This is a genomic window from Actinomadura sp. WMMA1423 (genome assembly GCF_006547145.1).
Classification (GTDB): domain Bacteria; phylum Actinomycetota; class Actinomycetes; order Streptosporangiales; family Streptosporangiaceae; genus Spirillospora.
The window spans coordinates 3,779,042-3,793,327 of sequence record NZ_CP041244.1; the positions used below are offsets into that span (position 1 = coordinate 3,779,042).

Annotated in this window: 13 protein-coding genes; 3 read left to right on the top strand and 10 right to left on the bottom strand. The window is 73.1% G+C overall.

Annotated elements, in window-relative coordinates; all coding sequences use genetic code 11:
* Positions 1-16: 16 nt before the first annotated feature.
* From FKD65_RS17480 to FKD65_RS17495, 4 genes are all read right to left on the bottom strand, one after another.
* The gene (locus FKD65_RS17480) at positions 17-823 is read right to left on the bottom strand and encodes an enoyl-CoA hydratase/isomerase family protein (RefSeq protein ID WP_205718694.1); all 807 of its coding nucleotides are present in this window, start codon (positions 821-823) and stop codon (positions 17-19) included.
* Between the two features lie 52 nt (positions 824-875).
* On the bottom strand, positions 876-2,021 hold the full coding sequence (locus FKD65_RS17485) for an acetyl-CoA C-acetyltransferase (RefSeq protein ID WP_141578497.1): 1,146 nt from the start codon (positions 2,019-2,021) through the stop codon (positions 876-878).
* 111 nt (positions 2,022-2,132) lie between these two features.
* Complete coding sequence (locus tag FKD65_RS17490; RefSeq protein ID WP_141578498.1) at positions 2,133-4,169, bottom strand: MFS transporter; 2,037 nt, start codon at positions 4,167-4,169, stop codon at positions 2,133-2,135.
* A gap of 104 nt (positions 4,170-4,273) precedes the next feature.
* Positions 4,274-4,675 carry a hypothetical protein gene (locus tag FKD65_RS17495; RefSeq protein WP_141578499.1) on the bottom strand — a complete coding sequence of 134 codons (402 nt, stop codon included), beginning with the start codon at positions 4,673-4,675 and terminating at the stop codon, positions 4,274-4,276.
* A 106-nt stretch (positions 4,676-4,781) separates the two neighbouring features.
* Between FKD65_RS17495 and FKD65_RS44295 the strand changes: the two genes are divergently transcribed.
* Together FKD65_RS44295 and FKD65_RS17500 are read left to right on the top strand one after the other, a co-directional pair.
* The gene (locus tag FKD65_RS44295; RefSeq protein WP_168221079.1) at positions 4,782-4,946 is read left to right on the top strand and encodes a hypothetical protein; all 165 of its coding nucleotides are present in this window, start codon (positions 4,782-4,784) and stop codon (positions 4,944-4,946) included.
* A gap of 220 nt (positions 4,947-5,166) precedes the next feature.
* Positions 5,167-6,042 carry a class I SAM-dependent methyltransferase gene (locus FKD65_RS17500; RefSeq protein WP_240810202.1) on the top strand — a complete coding sequence of 292 codons (876 nt, stop codon included), beginning with the start codon at positions 5,167-5,169 and terminating at the stop codon, positions 6,040-6,042.
* A gap of 97 nt (positions 6,043-6,139) precedes the next feature.
* On the opposite strand, the gene FKD65_RS17505 is transcribed toward FKD65_RS17500, so the two are convergent.
* The 4 genes from FKD65_RS17505 to FKD65_RS17520 form a co-directional block, all read right to left on the bottom strand.
* The gene (locus tag FKD65_RS17505; protein WP_141578500.1) at positions 6,140-6,943 is read right to left on the bottom strand and encodes a hypothetical protein; all 804 of its coding nucleotides are present in this window, start codon (positions 6,941-6,943) and stop codon (positions 6,140-6,142) included.
* A gap of 223 nt (positions 6,944-7,166) precedes the next feature.
* Positions 7,167-8,162, bottom strand: coding sequence for a zinc-dependent alcohol dehydrogenase family protein (locus FKD65_RS17510; RefSeq protein ID WP_141578501.1), 996 nt, complete (start codon positions 8,160-8,162; stop codon positions 7,167-7,169).
* A 4-nt stretch (positions 8,163-8,166) separates the two neighbouring features.
* Positions 8,167-10,494, bottom strand: a complete 2,328-nt coding sequence (locus FKD65_RS17515; protein ID WP_141578502.1) for a SpoIIE family protein phosphatase — start codon at positions 10,492-10,494, stop codon at positions 8,167-8,169.
* Positions 10,495-10,680: 186 nt separating this feature from the next.
* Positions 10,681-11,382: a metal-dependent transcriptional regulator gene (locus tag FKD65_RS17520; RefSeq protein WP_141578503.1), complete on the bottom strand. Its 702-nt coding sequence runs from the start codon at positions 11,380-11,382 to the stop codon at positions 10,681-10,683.
* Between the two features lie 99 nt (positions 11,383-11,481).
* Between FKD65_RS17520 and FKD65_RS17525 the strand changes: the two genes are divergently transcribed.
* Positions 11,482-12,189 carry a UdgX family uracil-DNA binding protein gene (locus FKD65_RS17525; RefSeq protein WP_141578504.1) on the top strand — a complete coding sequence of 236 codons (708 nt, stop codon included), beginning with the start codon at positions 11,482-11,484 and terminating at the stop codon, positions 12,187-12,189.
* A 22-nt stretch (positions 12,190-12,211) separates the two neighbouring features.
* On the opposite strand, the gene FKD65_RS17530 is transcribed toward FKD65_RS17525, so the two are convergent.
* Positions 12,212-13,609 (bottom strand): MFS transporter, encoded by a 1,398-nt coding sequence (locus FKD65_RS17530; RefSeq protein ID WP_240810203.1) that lies wholly within the window; start codon positions 13,607-13,609, stop codon positions 12,212-12,214.
* The gene (gene pdxH / locus FKD65_RS17535; RefSeq protein WP_240810204.1) at positions 13,606-14,247 is read right to left on the bottom strand and encodes a pyridoxamine 5'-phosphate oxidase; all 642 of its coding nucleotides are present in this window, start codon (positions 14,245-14,247) and stop codon (positions 13,606-13,608) included. The genes FKD65_RS17530 and pdxH overlap by 4 nt, the downstream gene beginning before the upstream one ends.
* Positions 14,248-14,286: the final 39 nt, after the last annotated feature.

The window sequence follows — 14,286 nt, forward strand, 5'->3', positions numbered from 1 at the left end:
GGACCGATCAGGCGGCTCAGCGACCCTGGAAGTCCGGGGGGCGGTTCTCAAGGAAGGCGGTGATGCCCTCCTTGGCGTCCTCGGTGGCGGACAGTTCGACCAGCTCGGACAGCAGGTGGGCGACCTGGTCCTCCAGCGGGCGGCCCTCGACGGCGAAGAACGCGTCGCGTCCGCGGCGCAGGCCCACGGGGCTCTTGGCGGCGATCACGCGGGCCAGCTCGTCCACGCGGGAGTCCAGTTCGGCTCGCGGGACGGCCTCGGTGACCAGGCCGATGTCGCGGCCCTCGGCGGCGGTGACGCGGGCGCCGGTGTAGTAGAGCCTGAAGGCGTGCTTCGGGGCGACGTTCCGGTTGATGATCGCCATGATCATCATGGGCCAGAGGCCGACGTTGACCTCCGGGGTGGCGAGCTTGACGTCGTCGGCCGCGATCACCAGGTCGCAGGCGGCGGCGAGGCCGAGACCGCCCGCGACGGCGTGCCCGGCCAGCCGCGCGATGATCGGCTTGCCGAGCTTCGGGAACGCCGTGAACAGGCGGAAGGGGGCGCTCTCGCGGACGGCGCCGGCGTCGGCCACCGAGCGGCCGTCCGCCTGCGCCCGGCCGAGGCCGCCGAGGTCGGCGCCCGCGCAGAACGCCCGATCGCCGGCGCCCGTCAGGACGATCACCCGGACCTCCGGGTCGGCCTTGGCCCGCTCGAACGCCTCGAGCAGCTCGCCGATCATCTGGTCGCTGAGCGCGTTGCGGGCGTCCGGGCGGTTCAGCGTGATCCGCGCGATCCGCTCGTCCGCCGAATACAGGATCGTCTCGAACATGTCGCCGCCCATTCCCGAACGGTACCGCCCCCTGGAGCGGGCTCCAGGGGGCGGTCCGGCGGACTCAGATGCGCTCGATGATGGTGGCGTTGGCCTGGCCGCCGCCCTCGCACATCGTCTGGAGGCCGTAGCGGCCGCCGGTGCGCTCCAGCTCGTGCAGCAGCTTGGTCATCAGGACGCCGCCGGTGGCGCCGAGCGGGTGCCCGAGGGCGATCGCGCCGCCGTTGGGGTTGGTCTTGTCCAGCGAGGCGCCGGTGTCGTGCGCCCACGCCATCGGGACCGGGGCGAACGCCTCGTTGACCTCGAAGACGTCGATGTCGTCGATCTTCAGCCCGGCGCGGTCCAGTGCCTTCTCGGTGGCGGGGATCGGGCCGGTCAGCATGTAGACCGGGTCGGAGCCGCACACCGCGAGGGTGTGGATGCGGGCGCGCGGGGTGAGGTTGTACCGCTTGACGGCCTCCTCGGAGGCGATCAGCACCGCGGAGGCGCCGACCGAGATCTGCGAGGCGACGGCGGCGGTGATGCGGCCGCCCTCGCGCAGCGTCTTCAGGCCCGCCATCTTCTCCATCGTGGTGTCGGGACGGGCCCCCTCGTCCTTGGCCAGCCCGGCGATGGGGGCGATCTCGCGGTCGAAGTAGCCGGCCTCGATGGCCTTGGCGGCGCGCTGGTGGCTCTCCAGCGCGAACCTCTCCAGGTCCTCGCGGGAGAAGCCCCACTTCTCCGCCATCAGCTCCGCGCCGCGGAACTGGGAGATCTCCTGCATGCCGTAGCGCTCGGCCCAGCCCTCGCCGTACGGGAAGGGCATGCCCTTCTCCATGGCCATGGCGACGGACGAGCCCATCGGGACGATCGCCATCTGCTCGACGCCGGAGGCGACGACGAGGTCCTGCGTCCCCGACAGGACACCCTGGGCGGCGAAGTGGATCGCCTGCTGGGACGATCCGCACTGCCGGTCGATGGTCACGCCGGGGACGCTCTCCGGAAGGCCGGCCGAGAGCCACGCGGTGCGCGCGATGTCGAGGGACTGCGGGCCGACCTGCATGACACAGCCCATGATCACGTCTTCGACCCCGGAGGGGTCGACTCCGGTGCGGTTCACGAGCTCCTTGAGCACGTGGGCCCCGAGGTCGGCGGGGTGGACGTCCTTGAGAGCGCCCTTCTTGGTACCGACGGGGGTACGGACCGCGCCGACGATGTACGCCTCGGCCACTACGCCTCCAAAATCTGGGGTTCCGTCCCGAAACCGAGTGTGATTCGGTTAGTCAGTATGAGATTACATCGCCCACGGCGCAACGCGATGTGAGCTGGGTCTCGGGGGAGCCTACGCTCCCCGCTCCGCGGCCCTCGTGCCGGGACCGAGGACCTCGCCGTCCGCCTCGTCGCCGAGGGACGCCTCCGCCAGCCGCGACAGGACGTCCGCCAGCTCGGGATGCTCCTCGGGGGCCCAGCCGTCCAGATGCCGGGCGAGCCCCTCGCGCCGGACGGCGAACAGCCGCTCGGCGGCGTCCCGTCCCGACGGGGTCACGGTGAGGGTGCCCTCCCGCCGCAGGACGTAACCGGCGTCGACGAGGCGGTCGACGTACGGGCGGCCCTGCTCGGCCGGGACGCCCGCGCGGTCGGCGAGGTCCGACCCGGTGACCGTCCCGTCCCTGGCGATCCGGCACAGGGCCCACACGCTGCCCGCGGGCAGGGAGACGCCCGAGTGCGCGGCCAGCCGGTCGTACATCTCGAAGGCCTTGGCGTCCCTGCGCATCAGCTCGCTCAGGGCCCGCTCCATCTCGTGCCTGGACGACCGGGCGGTCGGGGCCGCGCCGAAGCCCTCCCCGTAGTCGGGCGTCCGCGAGGTCTCCCGCAGCGGGACCTCGCGCAGGAACCAGGTCAGCACGAACGCGACGGCCGCCACAGGCACCGCCAACAGGAACACCGAGTCGATCGACTGCGCGTAGGCGTGCAGGACGGCGTCCTTGACCGCGACCGGGTACCGGTCGAGCAGCCTCGGGTTCCCCTGGACGGCGGCCGGGTCGAACCCCGGCGGCAGGACCCGCGCCAGATCCGCCACGTGCCCGGCGAGTTGACTGCTGAAGACCGAGCCGAACACCGCGACGCCGAACGACCCGCCGATCTGCCGGAAGAAGGTGACGCCGGACGTCGCCGAGCCGAGGTCCTCGTACGAGACCGCGTTCTGGACGGCGATGACGAGCACCTGCATGACCAGGCCGAGCCCGAAGCCGAGCAGCGCGAACCGCAGGCTCATGCTCAGGGTGCTGGAGTTCTCGTCCAGCGCCGAGCACAGGTACAGCGCCAACGCGATGATCGGCGTGCCGACCATCGGGAAGATCTTGTAGCGGCCGAACCGGGTGATCAGCTGGCCGGAGCCGATCGAGCTGAGCAGCATGCCGAGCATCATCGGCAGCAGGTAGACGCCCGACAGCGTGGGCGAGACCCCGTGCACCACCTGGAGGAAGATCGGCAGGAACGTCAGCGCGCCGAACATCGCGAAGCCGACCGCGAAGCTGATCGCGGCGCCGAGGGCGAAGACCGGGTGGCGCAGCAGCGCCGGCGGCATGACCGGCTCGGCGGCGCGCCGCTCGACCAGCACCCACACCGCGATCAGCGCCACCGAGCCGGCGGCCAGGCCGATGACCGGCGCCGACAGCCAGGGGTAGCGCGTCCCGCCCCAGGTCGTCACCAGCACCAGCCCCACGGCCCAGCCGACGATCAGCAATGTGCCGAGGTAGTCGATGCGGTGGCGCTCCCGCTCGCCCGTCGCATGCAGGACGGCGGCGATCACCGCCAGCGCCACCAGCCCGATGGGCAGGTTGATGTAGAACACCCAGCGCCACGTCAGGTTGTCGACGAACCAGCCGCCGAGCAGCGGGCCGCAGACGCTGGCCACGCCGAAGACGGCGCCGAACAGCCCCTGGTACCGGCCGCGTTCGCGGGGCGGCACCACGTCCCCGACGATGGCGACGGCGAGCACCATCAGCCCGCCGCCGCCGAGGCCCTGCAGGGCGCGGAACACGATCAGTTCCGTCATGTTCTGCGACAGCCCGCACAGCGCCGAACCGATCAGGAAGATGACGATCGACGCCTGGAAGAGCCGCTTGCGGCCGTACTGGTCGCCGAGCTTGCCCCACAGCGGGGTCGACGCCGTGGAGGACAGCAGGTACGCCGTGACGACCCACGACAGGTGGTTGAGCCCGCCGAGTTCGCTGACGATCGTCGGCAGCGCGGTGGAGACGATCGTCTGGTCCAGCGCCGCCAGCAGCATGGCGAGCATGAGGGCGCCGAGGACGACGTAGAGCTCCCTGCCCTTGGGCATGGCCCGCTCTTCCCGCGCCTCCGCCCTCACCGTCATGCCGCCGTCCCCCTGCCGCAGCCCCTGTGCCGGGTACGTGCGGGGAGGCCTACCCACGAGCCGGACGGGATCACGCGGCCCGTCCGGGGGCCGGGGAGGCGGGGTCAGCCCAGCAGGTCGCGGGCGACCTTCGCGGCGCCGATCGAGGCGGCCCCTCCGGCGACCCCGGCCGTTCCCGCGGTCACCCACAGCGGCAGGCCCTTGCGGGTCTTCAGCCCGCTCACGAGGTCGATCGAGTCGACGGCCAGGCCGATCCGCGCCCACAGCCGGCGGCCGGAGTCGTCGCGGCTGAGCAGGTAGCCCGCGCCGAGCGCGATCTCCCGGGCGGCGAACATCCGCACGACGAGGTCGCGGCCCGGGTCGGCGCCGCCGCCGAGGCCCATCAGCTTCACGGTCACCCTCGGCACGGCGAGCGCCGCGAGCCCGAGCGCGACACGGCCGCGCGCCAGGTTGGCCGCCAGCTCGTCGACCCTGTCCCGGCTGTCTGTTTCCTTAGCATCTGCCACACAGGTGAGGGTATCGGCCGACCGTCACCCCCCGACCGGCGGGTAACCCCCTCCTTACACGTCTATGGTTCAAGGAGGCGGCAATCCCCCCGGAACGAAGGCGGCCATGGACGAAGGCATCCTCGCTCTCATCGTCGTTTCACTCCTCGCCGCGTTCTGCGTGCGCTGGGCCGCGACGCGGCTCCGGCTTCCCATGCCGGGCCGGATGGCGGTCATCATCGTCTTCGTCATCGTCGTCCTGACGCTGTACGGGGAGCACCTGCGGAACTGAGCCGGTGCCCGCACGGCGCACGGATTTTTCGCGGACGATTTCCGAACCTCTCCGCCCGGCGGGGAGTCATAAGTGGCGAAACCGGCTTCAAGCCCGTCCGACGTCCGCCGGCGCCGGCGCGCCCCACCTCCGGCGGTGGGATCCCCCCGGCACGCGCCTGTGCGGCGGACGCGGACGGCACCCCGTACGGCGAAGCCGGCCGAGCCGAGGGAGACCACCCGTGCCGCATCCGGCGACCGCCGTCCAGGAGACCGGGGGCACGATCGCCCCGCATCTGATGCGACTGCTGGAGTTCGTCGAGCCCGATCCGGACGACGTGTGCCTGGACGTCGCGCGCGGGCGCGGGCCGATGCCGGCCGCGCTCGGCCCCCATGTCCGCCACATGACGGCGGTGGACGCGACGCCCGCGACGGCGGCGTCCGCCTCGCCCAGGTCGGCCCGGATGGAGACGGTGGAGTTCGGGACGGGTCCGGTCCGCATCGCCGGCGACGCGCGCGACCCCGACGGGACCCGCGAGGACCACGTCCGCGACGGAGGCGCGCGCCGCCCCCCGTCCGACGTGACGCGCGAGGACCCGCGGCCCCGGCCCGCCGGCCCCGCCCGGCGCGAGCCGGTCAAGGCCGACGCCACCGCGCTGCCGTACAGGGACAACACGTTCTCCCTGGTGACGGCCCGGTTCTCGCTCTACAACCTGGGCGATCCCGATGACGTGCTGCGGGAGCTGCTGCGGGTCTGCCGGCCGACCGGGCGGGTGGTCATCGCCGACCTCGTCCGCGGCAACCTCGCCGGGCCCGAGCGCGACCGGATCGAGCGGCTCCGCGACCCCGACCACCCCGGCACGCCGTCCATCGCCCGGCTCACCGAGCTGATCACCTCGGCGGGCGGGAGCATCCGGCGGCTGGACGTGTTCACCGTGGAGCGCCCCGTGGAGCCGTGGCTCGCCGGGGCCCGCGAGGAGGCCGCGGCCGACCGCATCCGCGAGGCCATGCTCGAAGAGGTGGACGGCGGCCCCCGCACCGGCGCCAAGCCGCGCGTCATCGGCGGCGAACTCTGGTTCACCCAGTCCTGGGCCCACGTCTCCGCGGAGCCCATCTAGCGCCGCGGAAGGGCACGCCGCCCCCGCCGTCCTGGCGGAACGGCAGGAAGGGCCCGCCGGGGAGCACGGCGCGGGCCCTTCCGTCAGCGTGCCGCCGTCACTTCTTGCGGACGGCCATCTTCGGGTACATCTCGGAGTAGGACTTGCCGCCGAAGTACGAGGTGAGCTGCGCGTGGTTCGCGCCGGACGCGGACGGGAGGCCGCCGCGGAAGTCGGCGATCGGCGCGGCGAGCCCGCATCCGCTGGTCTTCGGCACGGCGAACGTGTCGTCGGTGGAGTTGATCTTGACCCAGAACGTGCCGTCCGGCCCCGAGGCCCCGGTGATCTCCTTCAGGTCCAGGTCGAGGGAGACCGGCGCCGCGTTCGAGCCGACGTAGCAGGTGTCGCCCAGCAGCTGGTTGACGAGCTTCAGCTTCAGGTCCAGCCGGGTCCTGCGGTTGGGGATGTCGAGGTCGATCCTCCCGGCGTACTGGGGCTTCACCCTCAGGGAGAGCAGCGGGACGTTCTCGCTGCCGGGGACGCCGAGGGCGCCGCCGGCCACGCTCATCGCCGTGCTCCGCATCTTCACGAACTTGGAGATCTCGGCGCCGGTCCCGGGGTCGTAGCCGGCCAGCAGCGTGATCCGCATCGGCGCGGTGATCTGCTGGTCGATGTTGCCGATCTTCATACGGCCCGCGTTGGTCACCAGCACGTTGCAGTACCAGTCCGCGGGATTCGCGCCGACCGGCAGGACGTCGGGGCAGTCCGACAGGTCGAGGGACGCGGGCGGCCCGTCCGCGGTCGCCTGGGCGCGCGGCTTGGGCTCGGTGCGCGCGGACGCCGGGGGTGCGGCGGACAGGGCGGCGGCGGCGATGCCCGTCGACAGGGACAGTGCGGCCAGCCGCTTGAACATTGACGACACGGAGGTCCTCTCGCAGGAGTGAAGCGCGGCGGGGGGCCTCCCGAGTCCGCCACTAAGCTACTCGCGAGTATGGAGCGATCCAACGGCATGCGAGACACGATGTCAATAGGGACTTCTACGCCCCCACGGGAAACTCCGACGGATAGGGACCGCGAAGAACGCCGAGCTCAGACGCACCCGCCCAGGCCGCAAGCCGAGCCGGGGACCGAGGCGCGGGTGGGTTTCAGGGGACGAGGACGGCGGCGCCGGTGAAGCGGTCCGCCGCCAGGTCGGCCAGGGCGCGGTCTGCGTCGTCCAACGCGTAGGGGTGCGTCGTGACGGCGACGTCCAGGCGCGCCGCCAGCCTGAGGAACTCCTCGCCGTCCGCGCGGGTGTTCGCGGTCACCGAGCGGACCTGGCGCTCCTGGAACAGGTGGCGCTGGTAGTCCAGGGGCGGGACGTCGCTCAGGTGGATCCCCGCCACGGCGCACGTCCCGCCGCGGTCGAGGCGTTCGAGCGCGGCGGGGACCAGCTCGCCCGCGGGCGCGAAGATGATCGCCGAGTCGAGCGGGGCGGGGGCGGCGTCGAAGGAGTCGCCCGCGAAGGACGCGCCGAGTTCGCGGGCCAGCTCGCGCGCGGCCGGGCTGCGGGTGAACACGTGCACGTCGGCGCCCTCGGCGAGCGCGATCTGCGCGGCCAGGTGCGCCGAGCCGCCGAACCCCCAGATGCCGAGGCGCCCGCCCGGCGGCAGGGACGCGCGGCGCAGCGCCCGGTACCCGATGATCCCGGCGCACAGCAGCGGGGCGGCGCGCACGTCGTCCAGCTCGTCCGGCAGCGCGTAGGTGTAGGCGTCGACCCCGAGCGCGTACTCGGCGTAGCCGCCGTGCGCGTCCCAGCCGGTGTAGACCGAGGAGGGGCACAGGTTCTCGGCGCCCCGGCGGCAGAAGCGGCACGCGCCGCACGTCCCGCGCAGCCAGGCGACGCCGACGCGGTCGCCGGGGCCGTGCAGGCAGCCGGGCCCCGCGGACACGACCTCCCCAACGATCTCGTGGCCCGGCGTCACGCCCGGCAGGTGGACGGGCAGGTCGCCCTCGGCGACATGCAGGTCGGTGCGGCAGACGCCGCAGGCCAGCACGCGGACCAGCAGCTCGCCCGGGCCGGGCGAGGGCGCCTCGCGGTCGGTGCGCCGCAGCGGACCCTCCCCTATCGGGGCCGGCTCGTCCACCACCCAGGCGCGCACCGGCTCACCCCGGGTTGAGCGGCAGCTCGAACCAGACGGCCTTGCCGTCGGCGGTCGGACGCGCGCCCCACCGGGTGGCGAGCTGGTCGACGAGGTAGAGGCCGCGGCCGCCCTCGTCGGTCTCGCCCGCGCTGCGGATGCGCGGCAGCCGCATGTCGGAGTCGAACACCTCGACCCAGATCGCGCCCGCGCCGCGCCGCAGCCGGAGCCGGAACTCCTTGGTGGGCGGCTCGCGGCGCCCGAGGTCGGCGCCGAGGTTCCAGTCGTCCTCGTCGAACGCGCCGCCCTCGAACGGGTCGCCGTCCAGGGCGCCGAAGTCGGTGTTGAACTGCACGGGCGGCGGCGCGCCCAGCGGCTCGCCGCCGCGGCCCGGCGGACCCGCCGGGACGGGGACGACCATCTCGCGGCGCGGCGTCGGCGTGGAGGTGGCGTGCAGGACGACGTTCGTCACGACCTCCGACACCAGCAGGCACGCGAGCTCGGCCTGCTCGTCGAGCATGCCCCAGGCCGCGAACGCCTCGGAGGCCATCCTGCGCGCCTCCGACACCATGATCGGCTCGGCGGTGAAGGTGCGCTCCTCGACCGCCAGCTCCTCGGCGGCCGTGCGGATCACCACGATCGCGACGTCGTCGTCGATGTCGCCGGGCACCGCGTCGTAGGCGGCGCCCGCGATCGCCTCGACCCCGCCGCGCGCGACCCGGGCGACGGCCGCGCGGACCATCTCCCGCGCCTCCTCGCGCGTGTGGTAGTCGCCGTCGTCCTTGGACCGCCGGTCGATCAGTCCGTCGGTGTACAGGACGAGCGTGGAGCCCGGCTTCAGCTCGGCCGACTCCTCGTTGAACAGCAGCTCGCCGCCCATGCCCGGGGCGCGCAGGCCGAGCATGCCGCCCTCGCTCTCGAACTCCAGCTCGCTGACCTCGCCGTCGACGACCAGCAGGGGCGGATCGTGCCCGGCGTTGGCGAACTCCAGGACCCGCGACCACGCGTCGTAGACGAAGTAGGTGCACGAGACCAGGGGCGGGCGGACGAGGTCGTCGCTGTTCCAGCCGGACCGCATGCGCTCGGGCCGCGTCATCGTGCGGACCCATTCGTCGAGCTTGCGCAGGATGTCGGCGGGCGGCTTGTCGTCCTGCGCGAAGGCGCGCAGCGCGGCGCGGAGCTGGCCCATGACGGCTGCGGCGCGCGCCCCGCGGCCCTCGACGTCGCCGATGACGAGGCCGACGCGCCCCGCCGACAGGGGGATGACGTCGTACCAGTCGCCGCCGACCTGCGTCTGGATGCCGTGGCCGTGCGACTCCAGGGGACGGGCCGGCTCGTACCGCCAGGCGATCTGCAGGCCGTCGAGCCGGGGCGGCCGGTCGCCGGGCAGCAGGTGCTTCTGGAAGGCGAGCGCGGTGTCGCGCTCCTCCTCGAACAGCAGCGCGTTGTCGACGGCGAGCGCGACCCGGCTGGCGATCGCGCCGAGCAGGTCGCGGTCGAAGCCGTCGTAGTGCGGGTCGGGCCGCTTGGACAGGTTCGACAGGGCGAGGCTCATCACGCCGAGCAGCTCGCCGCGCACCAGCAGCGGCGCGGAGATCACCGAGGTGATGCCCATCTCGTGGCCGAGCCGCTGGGACGACTCGGTCGGCGCGGTGAACCGGTGCTGGATCATGTCCTCGACGAGGACGGCGTCGCGGCGGTCCATCGCCTTGGCGCTGAAGTGGCCGGGCGGGTAGGAGACGGGCTCGCCGACCTCCGCCCACGTTCCGGGCGGCGGCTCCCAGTCGCCCGCGTGCCGCGACACCCGCCGGTAGAGGCGGTCGCCGCTGTACAGGTCGATGAAGCAGTGGTCGGCGAACTGCGGCACGAGGGTGTCGGCGACGCGGCGCAGGGTGCTCTCCAGCTCCAGGGACCCGGCGAGCCGCTCCCCGATGCGCTCCATCAGGCCGTAGCGGTCCTGCTCGCGCTGGTTGGAGCGCAGCGCCTCGCGCGCGAAGATCACCACTCCGTCGACGGCGCCGGAGGGGTGGCGCAGCGGGACGGCGTGCGCGCGCGTGTAGACCGTGGTGCCGTCGGCGCGCAGGTTGCAGAAGGTGCCCTCCCACACGCCGCCCTTGAGGACGTGCCGGGCGAGCTCGGTCGCCTGCTCGTGGTCCTCCTCGGCGATGCCGAGCGACAGGATGGAGGTGCCGATGATCGCGTCGCCGCCGAAGCCGAAGAGCTGCTGGGCGAAGGCGTTGCCGTAGATGATGTTGCTGAAGCGGTCGCAGACGATGACCGCCATCTCCATCTGCGCGAGGACGGTCTCGGGCGGCAGGTGCGCCTCGTCAGGCGCTTCCCCCCAGTGGCTCATCTCCCCATCCCGATACCAGTCCCGATCCTCACCCCGTTGATCACCGCACGTCGCGGCGCGGACGTCCTACGTGGTTGCCTCGTCGTATTGAACGACGAACCCGCCGCCGGGATACGCCCGAAAGACGCGATGTTATGGAGATCTTCGGTATAGACCGTCGAGGCGGGGGTGCACACGCCGACCGTGTCAGCGCCTGCTGACGAAGACGTGCTCGGCGATACCTCGCGGCAGCTCCGTCGCGGGACTGTCGTCCTCGTCGTCACCGATCACCCGTACCCCGTCGTCGGTCGCCCGGAGAATCACCTCTCGTCCCGGTTGTATCCCTATCTGCTTGAGTCTAAGCATCAGGTCGCTGTCGCTCTGCACCTGCTCGCTGATCCGCCGGATGACCGCGTCGGCGCCCTGCGGGCTCGCCACCGCGGTCATCACCGCGAGCGGCGGCTCGTCGCCGTCGCCGCCGTGCCCGCCCAGCTCGTCGAGGCCGGGGATCGGGTTGCCGTGCGGGCAGGTGGTCGGGTTGTCGAGCAGCGCGACCAGACGGCGCTCGACGTCCTCCGACATCACGTGCTCCCAGCGGCACGCCTCGATGTGGACGTCCTCCCAGGGCAGTCCGATGACGTTGACCAGGAGGCATTCGGCGAGGCGGTGCTTGCGCATGACGCGCGTGGCCAGACCGCGACCGCTCTCGGTCAGCTCGAGGTGCCGGTCGCCCTCGACCCGCAGCAGCCCGTCGCGCTCCATCCGCGCCACCGTCTGGCTCACCGTCGGGCCGCTCTGGGAGAGCCGCTCGGCGATGCGCGCGCGAAGGGGGATGATCCCCTCCTCTTCGAGCTCGAAGACCGTCCGGAGGTACATCTCCGTCGTGTCGATCAGGCCGTGTGAGGTCACAGCTCCCTCCAGTCTTATGGGCAAGAGTCTACTTGCTCGGACCCCACGTCGCCGGGTCCCGCGAATATCCCCGTCAAGCCGGGTACGGGGAAACGCAAGATGAACGCGAAACCTTCCCAGGACGCGGAGCCGTTCCTGCCCGGGAACCCGGAGGAGCGGGCCGATCTGGACGCGCTGCGCCGGGCCGCGGAGGGCTGCCGCGGGTGCGGCCTCTACAGGAACGCCACCCAGGCGGTCTTCGGCGAGGGCTCCCCCGGCGGGCGGATGGTGCTCATCGGCGAGCAGCCCGGCGACCAGGAGGACCGCAAGGGCCACCCGTTCGTCGGGCCCGCGGGGCGCGTCCTCGACCAGGCGCTGGAGGAGGCCGGGATCGAGCGCGGCGACGTCTACGTCACCAACGCCGTCAAGCACTTCAAGTACAGGCGGCAGGAGGGCGGCGGCAAGCGGCGCATCCACGAGACGCCGAACGCCGGCGAGATGCGGGCGTGCCGCCCCTGGCTCCTCGCGGAGCTGCGGCTGCTCGACCCGGAGGTCGTCGTGGCGCTGGGCGCGACGGCGGGCAAGGCGCTGCTCGGCTCCTCGTTCCGGGTGACCAGGCAGCGCGGGCGGCTGCTGCCGATGCCCGAACTGGAGGCGATCGGCACCCCGGCGGCCGCGCGGGAGATCGAGGACGAGCCGTCCGGCGAGGACGGGGCGCGGCTCCTCGCCACGATCCACCCTTCGGCCGTCCTGCGCGCCGAAGACCGCGAGGCCGTGTACCAGGGCCTTCTCGACGACCTGAGGATCGCCGCCGCGGCACTCCGCTGACACGGCCCGATCCTGGGCGGGCTCAACTCTCCGCGGGCACCGGTTCGGCGGAGACGCTCCCGGCGGTGCGGGTGTCGTAGCGGAGCAGGGCGGGGACGGCGAAGCCCGCCGCGACGACCAGCGCCGCGCAGGCCAGCCCCCCGCCGACCCACGACGCGGTGGCGCCCACGACGCTCGCGGTCGCCCCCGCCCGGACGTCCCCGAGCCGGGGCCCGCCCGCGACGACGACGGTGAAGACGCCCTGGAGCCGCCCGCGCATCCGGTCGGGGGCGTAGGTCTGGAGCATGGACTGGCGGAAGACCGCCGACACCAGGTCCGCCGCGCCGCCGACGGCGAGCAGCGCCACGGCGAGCCAGAGGCTCCCGGCCAGCCCGGAGGCCGCGACGGCGAGGCCCCAGACGGCGATGGAGACCACGAGCGCGATCCCCTGCCTGTGCACCCGTCCGATCCAGCCGGACGACAGCCCGCCGAGGAACGCGCCGACCGCGATCGCGGCGAACAGGTAGCCGACCGCGCCCTCGCCCCCGAACCGGGTCTCGGCCGCCTCGGGGAACAGGGCGCGCGGCATGGCGACCGCCATCGCGATGACGTCCACGACGAACGACATCAGCAGCACCGGCTGGGTGGCCAGGTAGCGGAGCCCGTCGAAGACCGACCGCAGGCCGGGCGTGCCGGTGACGTCTCCGAGCGGCGGGATCGGCGGGAGCCTCAGCGCCGCGTACAGCACGACGGTGAACAGGACGGCGTCGAGCGCGTAGGCCGCCGCGTAGTGCCAGTGGGCGAGCAGGACGCCGGCGAACAGCGGCCCGGCCAGCATCCCGAACTGGCTCGCGGTGAAGTTGAGGGTGTTGGCCGCCGGAACGAGGCGCCGGTCGACCAGCCGGGGGACGATCGCGCTGCGGGTCGGCGAGGCCACCGCGAACCCGACCGCCTGGACCGCCACCACGCCCATGATCAGCGCGAGGCTGCCGACGCCGAGCAGCGCCTGCACGAGCAGCAGCAGCGTCGCCGCCCACATGACGCAGGAAGAGGCGAACAGCAGCCTGCGCCGGTCCATGTGGTCGGCCACGGCGCCGCCCCACAGGCCGAACACGATCAGCGGGACGAGGTTGACGACCCCGAGGGCGCCGACCCACGCCGACGACCGGGTCATGTCGTAGACCTGTACGGGGACGGCGACGGCGGTGACCTGGAACCCGACGAACGACACGCCCTGCCCGAGCCACAGCCGCCGGTAGGCGGGGCAGCCCAACGGACGGGTGTCGATCGCGAGGCCCCGCAGCCTCCTGCGGCGGGCCGTCCCGGGCGGTTCCTCGGGTCTCTCCGGTTCGGGGTCGTCCTGCTCCCCGGGACGTCCGGCCTTCGCGGCCTCGCGAGCGTCAGGACCGTCGGTGGGGGTTGGCTGCTGTTCCGATGTCACGGAGACAGTCTCTCCGCCACCCATCCCTCCCCGTCGGCAGGGGTCGCCCGGCGGTACCGGATCCGGTCGTGGAGCCGGTCGCGGCGGCCCTGCCAGAACTCGATCGACTCGGGGACGACGCGGTAGCCGCCCCAGAAGTCCGGCAGGGGGACGGCGTCGGCCGCGTCCCCCTCCACCGCCCCGGAGGCCGGGTCGGGCCAGCGGGCGGCCGCCTCGGCGTAGGCGCGCTCGAGAGCCTCCCGCCCGGGGATGACGCCCGACTGGTTCTCGCTCGCCCAGGCGCCGATCCGCGATCCGTACGGGCGGGTCCGGAAGTAGGCGGCCGTCTCCTCGCGCGCGAGTTCGAGCACCGGTCCGGCGACCCGCACCTGCCGGTACATCGGATGCCACGGGAACACCAGCGCCGCGCGCGGGTTCTCCGCGAGGTCGCGCCCCTTGTGCGAGGTCAGGTTCGTGAAGAACCGGAAGCCCTGCGGCCCGTAGCCCTTGAGCAGGACGGTCCGGGCGCTCGGCACGCCGTCGCCGGACGCGGTGGCGAGGATCATCGCGTTCGGTTCGGCCAGCCCCGAGGCGTGCACCTCGGCGAACCACGCGGCGAACAGGGCGAGCGGGTCGGCGGGGAGCGCCGACTCGGACAATTCGCCCCCCTCGTAGGATCTGCGGAGCCGCGCGGGGTC

Excerpts from the sequence above, each read along its gene's own strand:
- FKD65_RS17480 (WP_205718694.1), bottom strand. The coding sequence starts at position 823 with ATGGGCGGCGACATGTTCGAGACGATCCTGTATTCGGCGGACGAGCGG.
- FKD65_RS17490 (WP_141578498.1), bottom strand. The coding sequence starts at position 4,169 with ATGACGGTGAGGGCGGAGGCGCGGGAAGAGCGGGCCATGCCCAAGGGC.
- FKD65_RS44295 (WP_168221079.1), top strand. The coding sequence starts at position 4,782 with ATGGACGAAGGCATCCTCGCTCTCATCGTCGTTTCACTCCTCGCCGCG.
- FKD65_RS17515 (WP_141578502.1), bottom strand. The coding sequence starts at position 10,494 with ATGAGCCACTGGGGGGAAGCGCCTGACGAGGCGCACCTGCCGCCCGAG.
- FKD65_RS17525 (WP_141578504.1), top strand. The coding sequence starts at position 11,482 with ATGAACGCGAAACCTTCCCAGGACGCGGAGCCGTTCCTGCCCGGGAAC.